This window comes from Acetobacter malorum (assembly GCF_002153605.1).
GTDB lineage: Bacteria > Pseudomonadota > Alphaproteobacteria > Acetobacterales > Acetobacteraceae > Acetobacter > Acetobacter malorum_A.
Window position 1 is genome coordinate 1 of the sequence record NZ_JOPG01000029.1, and the last position, 17,025, is coordinate 17,025.

Here is a 17,025-nt window from a genome sequence, read left to right on the forward strand (position 1 = left end):
CATGCAGGCCATCTGCCGTTCTGGCTCGCACCGGTGCAGGTCGTTGTCGCGACGATCACAGAGGAGGCTAATATCCATGCCGGAGACCTCATCAAAACACTCGAAGACCATGATATCCGGGTTCTTCCTGACCTGCGCAATGAGAAGATCTCCTATAAAATCCGGGAACATAGTCTCGCCAAAATACCTGTCATGCTGGTCATCGGGAAAAAAGAAAAAGAAAACGGAACCGTCTCCATCCGGGAATATGGAAATCCGGCTCGACCAACAATGCAGGACGAAGAAGTCGTCAAAGTGTTGGCAACCGCCTCCCGTGATCGACTGCTACGGGTCTTTGACGCATGAAGAACGTTCGCGCCGCTTTCGACGATTTATGGTATCTCAGCCGGCCCTATTTCACGTCTGAAGAAAAGAAGTCCGCGTGGGTGTTACTGACTGCGGTGCTGCGTCTGACCCTGCTGCTAGTTGGAGTGGGCGTCCTGCAAAAGCAGATTTACCAGTCCGGTGTTTTTGTCGCTTTCAAACACCTCTCAATGCTCTCATAATGTTGTCCACACATCAGATTTTTGATGGGTTGGTAATGACGTGCTTCCCGAAAACACGTTCGTTTGGAATTGGATTTTTCCACGCAGGACTCCGTAAGCTGGACGAGGAGAGTTTCATGACAGCGGCTGCAATGCTTGAAGACGTGAAGGCCAGTCTTAAACGGGTTATAACGGGGCTGTTTTTCGATAAGGCTGTGCTGTGGGACGTGGCATTAAAAAACATAGACTGGTTAACAGAGAGAACTTGTTGTAACGGTGACACATGACTCCACGTGCTCACAGTCCAACTTACCTGCTGGCCTTCTGGCCTCTCGTATTGCTTGCACTGATTGCACGCCTGACATTTGGCGGAATTGCTTCCCCTGCGACACTAATCGACGATCCCCTCAACACCCTTACAAAGCTGAGCATTCTTTGCGACGATCTAAGCACTTCGTCTGATCCAGACGGACAGCACCATCGCTCAACTGCCCCCGATGATGACGGCTTTCTTCTGTCCGAAGCATTGGACCTGCTCGTTGTAGGCATCGTTTTCTGTCTTTTTGTGGGATTATGTGTTGCTGCCATTCGTCAGTCATGGATGTTCACATTCATCCGGGGGCCGCCAACACCAAAACGGACTTCTCTCTGCCCGCAGGGACCTCCTGCCTGATCTGAATTGAAAGAGCCGCTGACCTGCCATGCAGGTGAGCATTTTGTGCTGTCTCTTCAGGTCCCTTCACATGTTTCGTATTGTTTATTTTTCACTCCCGTTTTACGGGACAATGGTCGCTGCCGCCATTTTCTCGGCTACCACTACCTACGCTGCCGTCGGCACAGAGAAGCCTCGCCCACCTTTGAGCAACCGTGTTCTTCCTGCGTCCAGAACCAAAAAAAATCCCGTCAAAACAGAACAGATTCTTGTAACGGGATTAAGTCGATCCTCTGCCCTTACGCGTCCCGCGGGCCAGACGACTTATAGTTCCGACAGAAATAGTTTCGCGAACCAGGTTAGCCAAAGTGTTGCCGATATGGTGGTGACTATTCCTGGCGTCAGCTTCACTCAAGGGAATGGCCCTCGCGATACGAACGTGTCCATTCGTGGCTCAGGAGATCGTCAATCATGGGGACTTAAAAATATTCAGGTTCTGGAAGATGGGTTCCCCATGACCCAACCCGATGGGACCGCCCGGGCCGATTTGATTGATCCTCATGCCTATCAGGGTGTGGATGTTTTCGAGGGGCCTGCCTCAACGCTGTATGGTAATTACGCCATTAATGGTGCCATCAATTTCCGCACGCGAAAGGGCACAGACATCCACGGACTGGAACTGGGCTCCGATTTCGGCAGTTTCGGGATGTTCAACAATTATGCAACGCTCGGTTTTGGCAATAGACACTATGATCTGATGATCTTTGGCAGCGATGTGCGTGGAAACGGCTTCATTGCCAATAGCCGTTATAATACCTCGACAGAAAATATGCGGCTGCGTGTCAATCTGACGTCATCGGATCGTCTTATCCTGAAATTCGTCAACAACGTCACGGATGCTTTTCTGCCAGCAAGATTGTCACTCAACCAGTATCGGGCCAATCCCTACCAGCGGGGGTGCACCAATGCGTCCAGTGCGGCGGCCGGTTGTGCGTCTGTCAATCTGTTGGCCAATGGCCGCTATGGCGCGAAGGTTGCCATGAGCCCTGAAGAGGCAGGGTTGGGGCGCTTTGACCGGCGCACGGTGGTTGGTTTGCGCTGGGAGCATGATTTCAACAGCTACACAACGTGGCGAAACCAGTTTACCTACGATCAGCGCCATATCGACCAACCGACGTCGCCTATGGCGTATGTCGGTCCTTATAATTCCTATAATGTCAGTAGCGACATCACCAACCACGCCGAACTTGCTGGCAGAGCATTGGAAACGTTTGCTGGCGTCAGTTTTGACTATCTCGATTTTGGTTCGCAGACTTACAACGTCATGCCCCTTGGCGGAGCAACACGAGGGGCAATGAGTTCCGAAAGCTACGGGCACCAGTGGAATCTTGGCGCGCGCTTTCAGGAAGACTGGCATTTTGCACCCGACTGGCACATCGTCGCAGGGCTTGGCGGCACATATTCCGATATTGGCGCAACCGAAACACTCTATGGCTACTCCGCGATGGGCAGAAGCCAGCGGGCCATCACAGCCAACCGTTTCTATTTCAATCTCGCGCCAGAAGGCGCGTTGATTTATACGCCGTCAAAAAACTGGACACTGCATACCCGTGTCGGCACAGCCTATGGCACCCCATCCTCTCCCAATCTTTTCATTACCCCACAGGGGGAATACGGGAACAATACACAGCTGAAAAGCCAGACAAGCGTCGGCATTGATCTGGGCGCTGACTGGCACCCATCTTCTGCCATCAGCATTCAGGCAACAGGTTTTTACGAGTTTTATAAAAACGAGTTGGTCAGCCAGTCTGCCGGGGTCAACACCGTTGGCTCCTACACTTTCAACGCACCTGCGTCTGAACATCGTGGTGTTGTTCTTGGTGTGGAGTGGAAGCCGTTGCCAAAAATGCTTCCTGGTGGTCGGGTTAAGCTGAGTTATACCTATGATAATCAGGTTTATACCAACTACACCGAGGTTCTTTCCAATAGCACGCTTTCACGCAGCTTCAGCCGTAAAGGGCATTATATCCCCGGGGTCATTCCCAATTTCCTTAATGCCCGCTTTCTCTATGATCAACCTGACGGCCTACTGGAAGGGCTGGGCGGATATGCGGAAGTCACGTGGCGTGATTCTTACTGGCTCGATAACGCCAATCGCCTGAAAGCGCCGGGATATGCGTTGCTTAATCTTGAAATGCATTATGATCCACCGGCCAGGTTCGGCTGGGCACATCGTCTGCACTGGTATTTCGAAGTACAAAACGTGGCTAACCAGACCTATATCGCGGGGGCCACTAACATCAGCGACAAGCTGCAATCAGATGGACAACAGGCTGGTGCAGCCACACTCATAAACAGCACAGGTTCCATCTACGCAGGTTCGCCCCGTGCGTATTTCGGTGGTGTGCGGATCAGGTTTTGAGGACTATTACCATGACCATACACAGTGCCACTCTCTGGCCAGACCGTCGCACGCTCTGGCGCTGGCATTTCTTCTCAGGGCTATTCTGCCTGCCTTTTGTGGCTTTTCTCTCGCTGACCGGGGCTGTTTATCTCTTCAAACCTCAGATTGATGACTGGATTGACTGGCGATATGACCATTTGCCCATAGTCCTGTCGCCCTCTCCCGAGCAGGACGTTCAGACAGCCGTAGCAGCCGTGCCGCAGGGGGCTTTTCTGGCTTATGAACTTCCCCGGACTGTGCAGAGTGCTGCGCGTGTTCTTGTTAGTAGGCCAGACGGCGAAGCTGTGCGGGTCTATGTGAACAGGAACACCCACACTGTTGTGAAAACTGTTCTGGAAGAAAGCAGATTTGAGCGGCTGGTTTTCCGGCTGCATGGGCAGTTGCTATTGGGCAATGTGGGGTCTGTCATTATGGAAATGGTTGCATCATGGACCATTGTGCTCATCGTGACAGGCGTGCTGCTCTGGTGGCCGCGCCATCAGCGCGGGCTGGCAGGCATTGTCTATCCACGCCTTGGAACAAAGGGACGAACCCGCTGGCGGGATATCCATGCTGTCACTGGTGTCTGGACGTCAGTCTTTCTGGTGCTGTTTCTGGTATCCGGTCTACCGTGGTCCTTCGTCTGGGGACACACTCTACAATCGGTCGAAAACACGCTTGGTCGTCTGACCTCTGTCAAGGACTGGGAAATTGGCGCTGTGCCAGCCGCAGCTGTCATTGCCGGGCACCCGCTCGGACAACCACAGAAGCTTCCCGCAAAAGAGAATATGGATATGCCCGGTATGGACATGCCAGCCGCTTTAACCTCTTTTCCGAAAGGAGATTTGCTGAGTAGTTTGGATACTGTTGTAAAGACTGCGAGCGCTCTTTCCCTGCCAGCTCCGGTAATCATTACACCGTCTGGCTCTCTATGGACTGTGCGTTCCGACACACAAAACCGACCTTTGCGGGAAAGTGTGACAGTAACACCCGACGGCCATGTGATGACACAGGAAACATTTGCCGAGAAAGGTATTATCGATCGGGTTATTGGCTACGGCGTTGCGGCGCATGAGGGCCAGCTTTTTGGAAAGATGAACCAGGCCATTAACCTTTTAGTGGCAGTCGGCTTACTGATGATGAGCTGTGCCGCAACAGTGTTGTGGCTTAAACGCAAACCTGCGGGTTCCTTGGGGCCTCCACCTGCCTTGCCCTCTCAAAAATATGGAATGGTTGGTATGACGACCCTTGTCATTCTGGGGCTGCTTCTACCAGAACTGGGGGCCGCATTACTTGTTCTGGTTCTCGCAAACCGGATGTTTGCGAGATTAGATCCGACCTGACATCACGGGGATGGCAAGAGGCGTCTGAGTTCGCTTGCAATCTGATGGGCACTGGCATCAACGGGGATCATGCCAACCAGATGGTTGTGTCCATCCATGAGATAAAGAAGTGAACTATGATCGACGAGATAGCCTGAGCCATTGGGGGCATGACGTCGTGCTGAGACATGAAAGGCCTTCATAACCGGCTGAAGCTGACTTTCGGATCCCGTCAGGCCGACAATATGAGGTGAAAAACGCTCAACATACTCCTGTAAAACTGCAGGAGTGTCACGTTCGGGATCAACTGAAATGAACACGGGAATAATATTTTGTCCCCGCTTACCAAGCTCATCAAGAGCGGCTGACACCGTCGCAAGTGTCAACGGGCAGACATCCACACAGTGCGTATAGCCAAAATACAGAAGCGTATAATGCCCTTCAAAATCCGCCTGACTGACGGTCTGCCCATGACCATTAACCAGAGTGTAAGGCCCGCCAATCTGTGTATGCTGCTGCGACGTCAGAAATAGTCTTAGTCCCGCAGCCCCAGAAAACAGAAATAAGACTATACCAAGCAAAGGAAATATCTTTTTCCACTCCTGCCATCTGGAAGGGGGCACTTGCTTGGTTAATGCAATCTTTATGGGCTTCTTGCGAGTCATCGCGCCATCATAGCAAACAGCATGCCGAACGACAGCAAGACATCTCCTTTCAATTTCCATGGCCGCTTTTTATTGCCTTCAAACATAAAGCCGACCTTCCGTTCTCCCCCGATAGTGTTGAAAAAGTCCCGCTGGAGTTTCTCATCAACATTTAGGTTCGATATCATAACGTATAGAGCGTTGTAATCATGGGGAATTTTCATTCCCAATTGCATACAAAATCCTGAGCGGACACCTCAATCTGACTTTTTCAACACAATCCCCCCAAAGCGGTATTATACCAATTTGCTTTTGCTATGACCCATGAGCCCAGTCGCGCAATCCGAGAGACATAATGCGCCATGGCTGGTCGGTGAGCTGGTTCCACGCATGGCAGGCGATATCGACGATATCGTCATAGGTTTTGAAGATTCTGTTTGAGAGCCATGTATTACGCATGAACTGCCAGACGTTTTCCACCGGGTTCAGTTCAGGTGACCGTGGTGGAAGCGGTAGGAGAGTGATGTTGGGGGGAACCGTCAGTTTCAGACTGGTATGCCATGCTGCCTGATCCAGGATGAGGACGGCGTGGCTTTGCGGTGCAACGGCCTGGGCGATTTCCTTGAGATGGAAATTCATCGCATGGATGTTGCACGAAGGAAGCACGAGGGCGGCCCCTTTTCCCTGAGCGGGGCAGATCGCTCCGAAAATCCAGGCGGATCGGGTCCGTAGGTCGGCTGTCGCGCGAGGGCGGGTTCCCCGCTTCGTCCACCGCCGTGTCAGCTTTGTTTTCTGGCCGATCCTCGCTTCATCCGTCCACCACAGTTCGATGTCTTCTCCGGGATGACAGGCGCTGATTGCTGCAAGGGCATCAGGGAAGTCTTTTTAAAAATGTCCTGGGCATCCGGGTTCTGGGCATAATGCAGTGGGCGGGCCGTCAGCAGGCGAAAATTCTCATTGCGGACAATCCTGCTCAACCACGATACAGACAGGCTGACCCCGTGCTCTTCATGGAGCCAGGCGCACAGATCACGCAATCGCCAGCGCACCACACCATGAGCCGCGGGAATGGGGCCATCTTCGATCCGCTGCGCCAGAGCTTCCATGACGGAAGGTGTGATGCGACGAGGAGTGCCCCCACCATGACGATCAATCAGCCCCGCAGGCCCTTGAGCGTTAAAGCGCAAAACCCAGTCCCGAACGATCTGTCGATCTGTTCCCGCAAGACGGGCCGCTTCACCACGTGTCGCCCCGTCATAAATCGCGGCAAGCGCCAGAAGGCGCCGGGACTGGGCGGCATGTCTGCTTCCTCGGGCCTGACTGCGCACCCTCGCTGCGTCATAATCCTCGCGGAGTGCGACTGCCTTGCTCATCAGAGATACCTTCCTTCAACAATGGCATCCTGTGAATCACATTTTTAAACCAATGGGTACCCCATGAGTCACAGCCTCAACAAATTAGTATTAGCTCTCTCTATCCATGCCCCAGGCAGAACGTCTCCCACTGCCTCATCATCTCTTGCCTCTTGCTGAACAGATCGCCCCGCCTGTAAGCAGCTTCGACTTTATCTCCAATGGCATGAGCCAGCGCCATTTCCGCCACCTCACGTGAAAAGTCAGTCTCCTCCGCAGCCCAGTCGCGGAAACAGGATCGTAATCCATGAATGGTTACGTCCTTTGTGCCAGCTGCACGATGGAGCGCCTTGGAAAGGGCAACATCGCTGAGCGGCGATCCGATTTTGCCCCCAGGGAAAACCAGACCACCTGTTGAAGCGGGCGATTTCAGTATCTTCATCCGCCGGAGCACATCAAGGGCACTGGCCGTCAACGGCACGCGATGCTCGCGCTTCGCTTTCATGCGCTCGGCCGGAACCACCCAGATTTGCTTCCCGAAGTCGATTTCAGACCACAGGGCATGACGCACCTCACCGGACCGGGCAGCCGTCAGGCAGAGGAAGCGGGCGGCGAGAGCGGCAGAGCCATCCTGTCGACCAAGCTGTGTAAACACAGCCGGCAGGTCACGATAGGGAATGGCCGCATGATGAACAACCTTGGCCACGGCCGTGGGTTTCGGGAGAATATTGGCCAGATGACCGCGCCATCGGGCCGGGTTGTCGCCTTCACGCCAATGATGGCTGTGAGCGTAGTCAAGAATGCGCTCGATCCGCCCACGAATACGGCTGGCTGTTTCAGTGGTAGTTTCCCAAATGGGGCGCAGCACGGACAGCACGTCTTCTGTCTGGACCTGGCCGATCGGGCGGCTCCCCATAAGGGGATAAACATGTCGACCGAGAGAACTGCGCCATATCGGCGCGGAACGCGGGTCTTTCCAGGCGGGTGTCTGTTCCGTGATGTAATGCTCTGCGACTTCCTCGAAGGTCCGTTCCCTGACGGCGCTACGCCTCTTTCTTGCCTGCTCCTCCAGAGGATCGATTCCCTCCAGCAGCAGACGTCTGGCATCGGTTGCCTTGGCACGCGCTTCGGAGAGCGATACATCACGAGCAGGTCCTAATCCCATTTCCCGGCGCTTGCCGGTCAGGGGGCTCTTGAAGCGAAATGTCCAGGCGCGTGTCTCGCCCCGGATCGTGATCCACAGATTTCCGCCATCACCATGGACTCCATCTTTCAGGCTGGCGATCTTGCGCACGGTCAATTGGTTCGGCGGAAGCTTGCTCATGGATTTTCAGTCCCATCTTAGATCCCATCTTATATCATGCGGTTTCGTGTGTCCATGTGCGTCGGCGTGCCTCGTCAATCCGAACTAATAGATTGTTTTTTAGGGTGAAATGCGCTCTAAGGTGTTTTTACGCGCCTTCAAATTGGCGGACATCCCCTCCGCCATTTCATTACTCCGCCTCATATAATTCCTAAACGGATAGCTTTAGCGACTGCGCCGCATGTGGTCTGGCTGCGTAATTTCGTACGTGCTGAAGACAGATAGAGACGTATTGCTGCTTCAGAAATGCCGAGCCTTTCACTTATTCTCTGGGCCATCAGGCCTTCTGCGCAGAGTGCAAGACAATCTTTTTCGCGTGCCGATAAACGCGGGATATCCTGTCTTGATCGCAGCCCGGCTTTGCGGGCCTGCCATTCGTGTAGATAAAGGCCAACCTGGCTGAATGTTCTTGCATAACAGCTTTTTAAAGGAGGATCGAAGGCGTTCTGGCCCGTTATCGTCAGTATGCCGAGTTCCCCCCGTAGTCCCCGGAGGGGAATAGTGAGCCCAGATTCCCCAACGCCATATTCCCGGGATAAATCCATTACGTGCTGTTCGCGGGGCGTACGACAGACGATTTTGGACCATTCAAAAGGTAAAGCGCTTTCAAAAATTCTGTTCACAGTAGGGTCGTCTTTTAGGAAGCCTTTGGAAAAATAAAGTTCCTGCCAGTTCTCATTATAAGTTGTAAGAATAGAGGGCGCCTTGCTTTGCTGCGGGATGGAAGAGAGCATGGCATAAGTGATGTTTTCAATACCTGAAGTTTTTTTGATTTCTTCAATAATTTTCAAAACATCATTTTGTGTTTCAGACTCGTATATATCATCAAAAAGACTATCGTTTATGGTGATGATCTGCGGGTCAAATTCTGAGTTCGTCATACAGCACAGACACCATTCAGAGGATGGGTCTGATACTGTACGAGCGAGGTTGAAGGGTGTCTATTATGCGGCGAGGGCGTATCGATGCGCGATGTCGTGCATGCGGGGTTCTGACATTTCAAACGTCCCCAGCACGATAGGTTTGCCATCCCATTCAGATGTTGTAACCGGGATAGGATCCCATCCTGAGCGCATCAGAATGCGATACATCGGTTTAAAAAATACACCAGTTACAATATCAATTCCTGCATCCAGGCATATTTCGGAAAGCTTTACAAAAAGTTCTCCAGTATAGGATGCCGGGTCTCCTTTCCGGTATGTTGCGCAATACCTCGTCACTTCCCAAATGTTTGCGCCGTAGATATCGGGGCAGTTGGGGAAGAAGCGATAGAAAACGTTTCGCAGCATTGTCGGGCCAGTTGTTGGCAGAAGTCTGATGGACGTAGCATGCGACCCGTCCGGACGTTCTACGACAATGTAAAGAGGATTATATTGCCGGTCATATTCATCTTCTTCTCTTTCATGTTCAACTTTCACATCCCAATTCATGCGTGTGTGAAAGACATCTGCCCGCGCCCGGACCATGTTTTCATAGGTTCTGTAATTTTTCATTCTTTCTGAGAATGTGAATACTTTAATCATGACACTATCCATTAGGTTGCGGATAATGAAAATTAACTTTCTTCGGAGAAACAAAAATATATCAATTGTAATATATTCATTTATATGCGGTTATTTTGTATCATGGTGGTCTTTCTGTCTTTCATAATTATTAACTATTTTACATGTTTATGCTGACGTGAATATTTGAATTTTCCATCCGACTAGGTGCGGAATTTTGGAAGCCGTTTGCAGATTTTGGGTGTGAGAGAAAACGAAGCGCTTTGCCAGGCGTTGAAGAGCACCTTAGGGAAGGGGCAGGTCGTTTTTTTTTAAGTTAGGAGAGAGTGGGCAAGAGTTCACTCTCTTTGAAAGATGAGGAAGCACAGGGATGGCAATTGAACACGATATCGCTCAGGAGATTAAGGACCGCGAAAGACGCATAGAACTCCTGGTCAAACGGTTACCCGCCCGCATGCAGGATGCTGTTCACTGGCTGCGCCGACCACAGGCGCGCTGGGTGCGTATGCCTGCGGGCGTGTTCTTTATTCTGGGTGGGTGCCTGGCTATTCTGCCTGTGTTTGGAGTGTGGATGCTGCCACTCGGTTTTTTGCTGCTGTCTGACGACGTTCCCCCGTTACAGCGTCTCACTAATAAAGCGTTGGCATGGGTTGAAGCCAAACGACCCCATTGGATGGGGTTGCCGAAATTGTAAAAAAGTCCAGAGCGGGGTCGGTTAGATTACAGGATTACTGCTACTTTGAGTTAACGAGCTTCTTCCATTTTAACATCGTCAGCCTTCAGATCTGGAACAATGTCTTTTTCCGGCTGACAGGGAAAAGAAGGACGTGTCACTTCAGGCTGTTCTTCCTGATCGGTTTTGTCCGCAGGGGGCTGGTGAGGGTGTGGGCGAAAGCCGTTCATGGCCTGCCGCATGCCCATCCCTGCTAATCCGCCTGCCATATTGCCTGCCCCCGGAATGACCCCAAGGCAGCGGGCAGCATTGTTTGCATGGCATTTCCCACCTCTATCCTGCCGTGGAATGCGCCTTGATGAGCAGGGACTGTGTTTTGGCAAGTGCTTTCAGCAGTTTTTTCTTTATGGCTGGCACAGCCCGTTATGCTGAGGCTGAGCACGACAGTGCCAATACGTAAACGTCTGATCATGGGAAACCTTTGTCATCAGGATCGTTTCATACAGGCCATGCGTGTATGAGCCTTTTCCATAAAGGTGATGATTTTTGCTTTGGGAAGAGGAGCTTTTCATTATTTCAAAAATGAAAAGAATGGAGCCCGGACAAACTTTTGCCACACCCCCGGCGGAACAGTGATCATGTTACAGATGAGGTCTCTTATGAAGACAAAATTTATCCTTGCTCTGGCCCTCGGGTGTTTTGCAGTAGCAGCCCCCCAGTCCTATGCTGACCCACGTGGTCAGGGCGGGCCGGGCGGCCATGGCGGGCCCGGTGGCCCCGGTGGTGGTGGCCAGCACGGAAACCGTGGTCCCAACATGGGCAATGGTCGCGGCGGCCCGCAGCAGGCTTATGATATGAACCGCAGATGGAGCCGTGGCGAACGCTATGATGGCCCGCGTGAAGCACGCTGGATGGTGAATGACTGGCGGCGTCAGCCTGGCCTGTGGGCTCCCCCGAGCGGGTATCAGTGGATGCGTTACGGAAACCAGTTCCTGCTGACGGCTCTGACGACCGGCATTATTGCGGGCGTCGTAAATGCAGGCATGACGGCGGTTACACCGGCTGTTCCCGTTGTTCCAGCTACCCCGATGGTGCCGGTTGCCCCCGGTTATCCTGTGCAGCAGGGCTATCCGACCGGGAACTATGGCAGCCCGTACTGAAGCACAAGCCTGAAAGACGTTTCTGAAAAAAACGGATTTCAGGGTGCGTCATCCGTCTATCCATAAAAAAGGGGATGCAGCCAGATCTGGCGCATCCCCTTTTTTGTAACTTCTCGGGCTCTGTCAGGCGTTATGCCTTCGCCGCTTCTGCCAGCGTCTGTTCAATCAGGTCCAGGCCTTCATCCAGCAGGGCATCAGAAGCGGTCAGGGGGGTAAGAATGCGAATGGTCGCGCCTTTCACACCACAAGCCAGCAGGATCAGCCCTTTTTCACAAGCCAGGGCACAGAGTTTGCCCGCAGCACCTGCGCGCTGTTCTGTGCCGCCGTGGGTTTCCAGAATATCAAACGCCACCATCGCTCCCAGCCCACGCGGCATGCTGACGGGCAGGAGATCGGTGCGTTTGTACCAGCTTTCAATGCGGGCGCGCAGGCGCTCACCCATGGCGTTGGCGCGGTCCAGAAGCTTTTCTTCTTCAATCACATCCAGCACGGCAAGGGCAGCGGCACAGGCCAGCGGCGCGCCAGCGTAGGTGCCACCAAGGCCACCGGGCGGAACGGAATCCATCAGGTCTGCGCGACCAATCACACCTGAAATGGGCAGGCCACCTCCAAGAGATTTTGCAACCGAGACCAGATCCGGCTCAACGCCGGAATGTTCAATGCCAAACATCTTGCCGGTACGGGCAAAACCGCTCTGCACTTCGTCGGCAATCAGCTTGATACCGTGTTCATCGCACAGGCGGCGCAGTTCTTTCAGGAGAGCTGTGGGGGCGACACGGAAACCACCTTCACCCTGCACAGGTTCAATAATAATGGCCGCGACCTGCGTGGGGGCAATATCCGCCGCAAATAGGAAGTGCAGCATTTTCAGGCTGTCTTCAACGCTCACATCACTGTCAGGGAAGGGGATGTGGTAAACCTGACCGGGGAGCGTTCCGAAAGGGGCTTTGTAAGGGAGCACTTTTCCTGTCATGGCAGAAGCCAGCAGGGTGCGGCCATGAAAGCCGCCACAAAATGCAATGACGCCATTTCGACCTGTTGCGGCGCGAGCAATTTTCACTGCGTTTTCCGTGGCTTCTCCACCCGTGGAGAAGAAAATGGTCTTGGCCGGGCCGGAGAAGGGCGCGCGTGCGTTCAGTTTTTCTGCCAGCTCAATATAGGACTCGTAGGGGGAAACCTGAAAAGCCGTATGCGTGAACCGCTCAAGCTGCGCTTTGACGGCGGCCATAACCTTGGGGTGACGGTGCCCGACATTCAGCACTGCAATGCCGCCGCCGAAATCAATATAACGACGACCTTCCACGTCCCACAGTTCCGCGTTTTCGGCACGGTCTGCAAAAATAGGGGTGGAAGAGGCTACGCCACGGGGCACGGCATTGGCCCGGCGGGTCAGAAGGTCCTTGTTTGTTGTGCTCATGCCGTCTGGCTCCTGAAAAAGAAGGCTGCGTAGAAGAAGCAACCCGACAGAATTGTTTCAATCTCGTAAGTGGTTTTCAGGTAGCGCGGGAGGCGATTTTTTCTTGCCGGCGTGGTGACCGATTGTCACCGTGTCTGCGGGCGCATCAGGACGCTAGTCTTTCTCTTGAGATTTCCTCCAGAAGCCAATCCCGGAACAGGCTCAGGCCCCGGTTTTCCCAGCCTCGGTCTGTGGTGCGCAGTACATAGGAGCCGAGGGGTATATTCTGGATGGGTGTCCGGGTTGGCTGGATGCGAATCAGGCGGCCTGTTTCCAGATCATCCCCCAGCAGGAACGGGTTGCTCAGGGCAATGCCTTCCCCGGCACGGGCGGCGGCCAGCGTAATATGCGCCTGCCAGAGGCGGCCTGCGCAGGGAATGGTTTTGGCTGGTACCTGCTGGGCCTGAAACCACAAACGCCATTCAGCTTCATCTTCCTCTTGCAGAAGGGGAGCGTGGAGCAGATCAGCGATCGTTTCTGGCTGGCCGCCGAGTGCAGCCAGACCAGCAGGGGAGATCACTGGAAAAACCGGAGGCCGCGCAATATCGACGCTGCACAGGCCCCGCAGGGTGAGAGCGGCATTCGTATCCCGTACATAGCAAATATCTGCATGCGTTTCAGCCGCAATGCCGGTGGCGTGAAAAGCGGTGTTCGCATCAATCGGGCGGAGCAGAAAATCCATGCGCGGATAGGTCCGGCGGAACGCGGCAAGGCGCGGTAATAACCAGTGATACGCAAAGCCGTGTACGCAGGTCACAGTCAGGCTGGGTGTCTGCTGCCGGATCTCTGCGGTTGCTCGTGCCAGTCCATCCAGATGAGGGAGAATCTGAGTGTAGTAGGTCTGCCCTGCCGGTGTAAGGCCGCCTGTGGTGCGATTGCGGAGCGGTGTGCCGAGTATCTGTTCAAGGTCGCGCACGTGTCGGCTCACGGCGGCGTGGTCCACGCGCAGTTCCGCAGCCGCACGCCGAATGCCCCCGGTGCGGGCAAAGGCAGCAAAAGCATTGAGGGCAGCCAGAGGGGGGATGCGGTATCGCTGGTCCATAGGGCGCAAGAGAACTGTTGAGCCTGCTACTTGGGCGCAAAATGGCTTGCGTGCAAGGGAATGGCGCGAGGGTGGGATGCGGTGCGACTCCCCACCTTTCCTGAGGGTAAGCATGGCCTGCAAAGCGCAAAGCAAAATTTTTTTGTGAAAAAAGAGCAAAAATCCCGGAAAACTGCCAGTTTTACATCACGAAATCGTCATGCCTGAAATTTAATCAATTGCTTTGAAAGTGATCTATTCGTTCGGCTGGAACACCTCCGCCGATCACGACTGCCCGTTTTTTATACTACAAATATTATCGGGGTATGGTGATAAAATACAGTGCTTGTTTGAAATGATTACTGGAAGATCAGGTTTTAAAAAGAGTGATTAACTCTGCATTTTCTGAATATCTGAGTTCTTTTATTTTCCTGTTGCGTCAGTGAAGGGAGGTGTGGTTTTAGCCGTCCACACGAAAACTCCATAGGAAAATACATAATGCTTATTCAGGTTGTTAATGACTCCATTTCCGCGGCCATGCAGGTTGCCCCGATGGCCCCGATGCTTGCCTTCCTGCCGATTGTTGCCATGCTGATGCTGGCTACTGCGTTTTCTGACCGTACAGCCTGAGCCGCTTACGCGTTTCAGTCTGTTTTCCCCTGTGTCATTCTGCTGTGGCGCTGTGCCACACTACTAAGGTGAACACAGGTGTCCGGACCGTCATTCCTGAGGGATGACGTCAGTCCGGGGCGGGCCGCCTGCCAGAGCAGAGCCCGACTTTGCTGCCCTGCGCAGCCTTTTCCCTTTTTGCAGCCGTACCCAGTGTCCTGCATCTTCCCTGACAGATGTTTCTGTTTAAAACCGGCTGATCCGTCTTTTAATTAAGGCGTGTTGTTCACCACGGCTCGGGGCTACACATGCAGGATCTTTTTAACGCGCATCATGTCGGGAATTCCCGACCGCTGGGTTTGTCTGACGACGTTGTCAGCACCGCAACCTATGGCGGCCCAGACCAGTGCTACCGTTATACGCTCAAACGTGTGTGGGATGCGTCGCGCCCCGTTGTGATGTGGCTAATGATGAATCCCTCCGTTGCGACGGAAGTGGGGGACGACCGCACAGTGGCCAAATGCCAGCGTTATGCCCGCGCATGGGGTTATGGCGGTATTCTGGTGGGCAATACGTTTGCCTATCGCTGCACCGACCAGAAGCGCCTGCTGGAAACGCCTGACCCGGTGGGACCGGAGAATGATGCCGCTCTTCTGGAGATGGCGCGCGAGGCGGACCTGGTGATTGCGGCCTACGGCTCCCCCCAGCATAAGGCCCTGCGCGACCGTGGCCCTGCCGTTGTGCATACGCTCCAGCAGCATGGCATTGCGGTGTATGCCATGAAAGTGGGGGTCAATGGTCGCCCCTGTCACCCACTTTATCTGCCCGCCGCCCTTAAGCCTGTACTGCTGCCTGCGTCCTGATCAGGGTTGCGTGGCGGCTCAGACGGTTGACGAAAGCCCGCCTTCAGTATCCGATCAGCAGGACGTAGGTCAGGCCGCACCACAGTCCATGCGGCAGGGCCGGGAATACGGCGAGGATGCATGCCTCGCACCTGTAAGGGAAGGATTGGAATGACTGGTTCGTCACAGGCGCAGACCGCCGCATCGGGAGAGAACACGCAGGCCAGCATGCTGGACCGGCTGGGAGAAGTGGCTGTGCGCACCGGCCTGAATGTGGCGCCGGGGCAGCAGGTGATTATCACTGCACCGCTGGATGCCGTGCCGCTGGTGCGGCGCGTGACAGAGCATGCCTATAAGGCCGGGGCATCGCTCGTCACCACCTTCTACGCGGATGAAGAAACAACTCTTGCCCGTTACCGCTTTGGGCATGAGGATACGTTTGATACCGCAGCCGACTGGATGGCCCGTGGCATGACGGAGGGGTTCCGTGCCGGGGCCGCGCGTCTGGCTATTACCGGGAGCAACCCGGCCCTTCTGGCAGGGCAAAACCCGGAGCATATTTCCCGCGCCAGCCGGGCTGCCTCGCGTGTGAACCGGCCTGCCATGGAGATCATCACGAATTTTGATGTGAACTGGAATATTGTCGCCACGGCGACGCCAGCATGGGCCAAAGTGGTGTTTCCTGATCTGCCGGAAGATCAGGCTGTGGCGCGCCTATGGGAGGCTATTTTTGCAGCCTCTCGCCTGACGGGGGCTGACCCGGTGGCAGACTGGGCGGAGCATAATGCCACGCTGCATCGTCGCGCTAAGTTTCTGAATGACGCCCGTTACGCCGCGCTGCATTTTGCCGGACCGGGGACGGACCTGATGGTTGGTCTGGCCGATGGGCATGACTGGGCCGGTGGGTCCGAAAAAGCGGGCAATGGTATTATCTGCAACCCGAACATTCCCACGGAAGAAGTCTTTACCACCCCGCACCGTCTGAAGGTGGACGGGTATGTGGCCAGCACCAAGCCGCTTTCTCATCAGGGTACGCTGATTGATGAGATCCGCGTGCGGTTTGAAGGCGGCAAAATTGTCGAGATGCACGCAGCAAAAGGGGAGGAGGTTCTGGCTCGTGTGCTGGATACGGATGAAGGCGCGCGCCGGCTGGGCGAAGTGGCCCTAGTGCCGCATTCCTCGCCCATCTCGCAGAGTGGAATCCTGTTCCAGAACACGCTGTTTGATGAAAACGCCGCGAGCCACATAGCCCTTGGGCAGGCCTATACCAAATGCATGCAGGATACGGCCGGGCAGGATGAAGCCGCTCTGGCTGCACGCGGCGCCAATAGCAGCATGATCCATATCGACTGGATGATCGGCTCGGGTGAAATTGATGTCGATGGCATTGATGCCAACGGGACGGCCGTGCCGCTGATGCGCAAAGGCGAATGGGCTATTTCAGTCTGATACGGGTTATGAA

At 54.2% G+C, this 17,025-nt stretch carries 18 protein-coding genes; 10 read left to right on the plus strand and 8 right to left on the minus strand.

The features are described 5' to 3' along the window. The 5 genes from HK23_RS11905 to HK23_RS11930 form a co-directional block, all read left to right on the plus strand. On the plus strand, positions 1-345 hold a 345-nt coding region (locus tag HK23_RS11905; protein ID WP_306300690.1), incomplete at its 5' end, for a His/Gly/Thr/Pro-type tRNA ligase C-terminal domain-containing protein. Next, the gene (locus tag HK23_RS11910) at positions 342-545 is read left to right on the plus strand and encodes a hypothetical protein (RefSeq protein ID WP_025829281.1); all 204 of its coding nucleotides are present in this window, start codon (positions 342-344) and stop codon (positions 543-545) included. The genes HK23_RS11905 and HK23_RS11910, both read left to right, overlap by 4 nt. 262 nt (positions 546-807) lie before the next feature. Further along, complete coding sequence (locus HK23_RS11920) at positions 808-1,197, plus strand: hypothetical protein (RefSeq protein WP_020936718.1); 390 nt, start codon at positions 808-810, stop codon at positions 1,195-1,197. A 70-nt stretch (positions 1,198-1,267) separates the two neighbouring features. Next, the gene (locus HK23_RS11925) at positions 1,268-3,598 is read left to right on the plus strand and encodes a TonB-dependent receptor family protein (RefSeq protein WP_086654130.1); all 2,331 of its coding nucleotides are present in this window, start codon (positions 1,268-1,270) and stop codon (positions 3,596-3,598) included. An 11-nt stretch (positions 3,599-3,609) separates the two neighbouring features. Beyond that, a complete protein-coding gene (locus HK23_RS11930) occupies positions 3,610-4,962 on the plus strand; it encodes a PepSY-associated TM helix domain-containing protein (RefSeq protein ID WP_086654131.1) in 1,353 nt (450 codons plus the stop codon). Between the two features lie 2 nt (positions 4,963-4,964). Here the strand turns inward: HK23_RS11930 and HK23_RS11935 are convergent, their stop codons facing one another. From HK23_RS11935 to HK23_RS11955, 5 genes are all read right to left on the minus strand, one after another. Further along, entirely contained in the window at positions 4,965-5,666 is a 702-nt protein-coding gene (locus tag HK23_RS11935) for an SCO family protein (protein WP_086654132.1), read from the minus strand. A gap of 234 nt (positions 5,667-5,900) precedes the next feature. Then, positions 5,901-6,958 (minus strand): IS630 family transposase gene (locus tag HK23_RS11940; protein ID WP_143217558.1). Its coding sequence is split into 2 segments (ribosomal slippage): positions 5,901-6,466 and positions 6,466-6,958, totalling 1,059 coding nucleotides; the frame shifts between segments, so codons are not numbered across the junction. A gap of 100 nt (positions 6,959-7,058) precedes the next feature. Then, the gene (locus HK23_RS11945; RefSeq protein ID WP_063908848.1) at positions 7,059-8,261 is read right to left on the minus strand and encodes a tyrosine-type recombinase/integrase; all 1,203 of its coding nucleotides are present in this window, start codon (positions 8,259-8,261) and stop codon (positions 7,059-7,061) included. 179 nt (positions 8,262-8,440) lie between these two features. After that, complete coding sequence (locus HK23_RS11950; protein WP_086654133.1) at positions 8,441-9,181, minus strand: helix-turn-helix transcriptional regulator; 741 nt, start codon at positions 9,179-9,181, stop codon at positions 8,441-8,443. A 63-nt stretch (positions 9,182-9,244) separates the two neighbouring features. Then, positions 9,245-9,823: an acyl-homoserine-lactone synthase gene (locus tag HK23_RS11955; protein WP_179193897.1), complete on the minus strand. Its 579-nt coding sequence runs from the start codon at positions 9,821-9,823 to the stop codon at positions 9,245-9,247. A 349-nt stretch (positions 9,824-10,172) separates the two neighbouring features. Between HK23_RS11955 and HK23_RS11960 the strand changes: the two genes are divergently transcribed. Continuing rightward, complete coding sequence (locus HK23_RS11960; RefSeq protein WP_086654134.1) at positions 10,173-10,496, plus strand: hypothetical protein; 324 nt, start codon at positions 10,173-10,175, stop codon at positions 10,494-10,496. A 50-nt stretch (positions 10,497-10,546) separates the two neighbouring features. Here HK23_RS11960 and HK23_RS14380 read toward each other — a convergent pair whose 3' ends face one another. Beyond that, positions 10,547-10,744 carry a hypothetical protein gene (locus HK23_RS14380; RefSeq protein WP_143217559.1) on the minus strand — a complete coding sequence of 66 codons (198 nt, stop codon included), beginning with the start codon at positions 10,742-10,744 and terminating at the stop codon, positions 10,547-10,549. A 390-nt stretch (positions 10,745-11,134) separates the two neighbouring features. Here HK23_RS14380 and HK23_RS11970 point away from each other — a divergent pair, with 390 nt between their 5' ends. Continuing rightward, positions 11,135-11,635: an RcnB family protein gene (locus HK23_RS11970; protein ID WP_086654136.1), complete on the plus strand. Its 501-nt coding sequence runs from the start codon at positions 11,135-11,137 to the stop codon at positions 11,633-11,635. A gap of 130 nt (positions 11,636-11,765) precedes the next feature. Here the strand turns inward: HK23_RS11970 and gabT are convergent, their stop codons facing one another. Both gabT and HK23_RS11980 read right to left on the minus strand, forming a co-directional pair. Next, positions 11,766-13,052: a 4-aminobutyrate--2-oxoglutarate transaminase gene (gene gabT / locus HK23_RS11975; RefSeq protein ID WP_086654137.1), complete on the minus strand. Its 1,287-nt coding sequence runs from the start codon at positions 13,050-13,052 to the stop codon at positions 11,766-11,768. A 145-nt stretch (positions 13,053-13,197) separates the two neighbouring features. Beyond that, positions 13,198-14,133, minus strand: a complete 936-nt coding sequence (locus tag HK23_RS11980; RefSeq protein WP_086654138.1) for a LysR substrate-binding domain-containing protein — start codon at positions 14,131-14,133, stop codon at positions 13,198-13,200. Between the two features lie 477 nt (positions 14,134-14,610). On the opposite strand from HK23_RS11980, the gene HK23_RS14800 reads away from it, so the two are divergent. The 3 genes from HK23_RS14800 to HK23_RS11990 all read left to right on the plus strand — a co-directional run bounded on the left by HK23_RS14800 (position 14,611) and on the right by HK23_RS11990 (position 17,012). Continuing rightward, positions 14,611-14,742, plus strand: a complete 132-nt coding sequence (locus HK23_RS14800) for a hypothetical protein (RefSeq protein WP_256940178.1) — start codon at positions 14,611-14,613, stop codon at positions 14,740-14,742. Positions 14,743-15,029: 287 nt separating this feature from the next. Then, a complete protein-coding gene (locus HK23_RS11985) occupies positions 15,030-15,584 on the plus strand; it encodes a DUF1643 domain-containing protein (protein ID WP_086654139.1) in 555 nt (184 codons plus the stop codon). Positions 15,585-15,734: 150 nt separating this feature from the next. After that, positions 15,735-17,012 carry an aminopeptidase gene (locus HK23_RS11990; RefSeq protein WP_086654140.1) on the plus strand — a complete coding sequence of 426 codons (1,278 nt, stop codon included), beginning with the start codon at positions 15,735-15,737 and terminating at the stop codon, positions 17,010-17,012. The last annotated feature ends 13 nt before the right edge of the window (positions 17,013-17,025 follow it).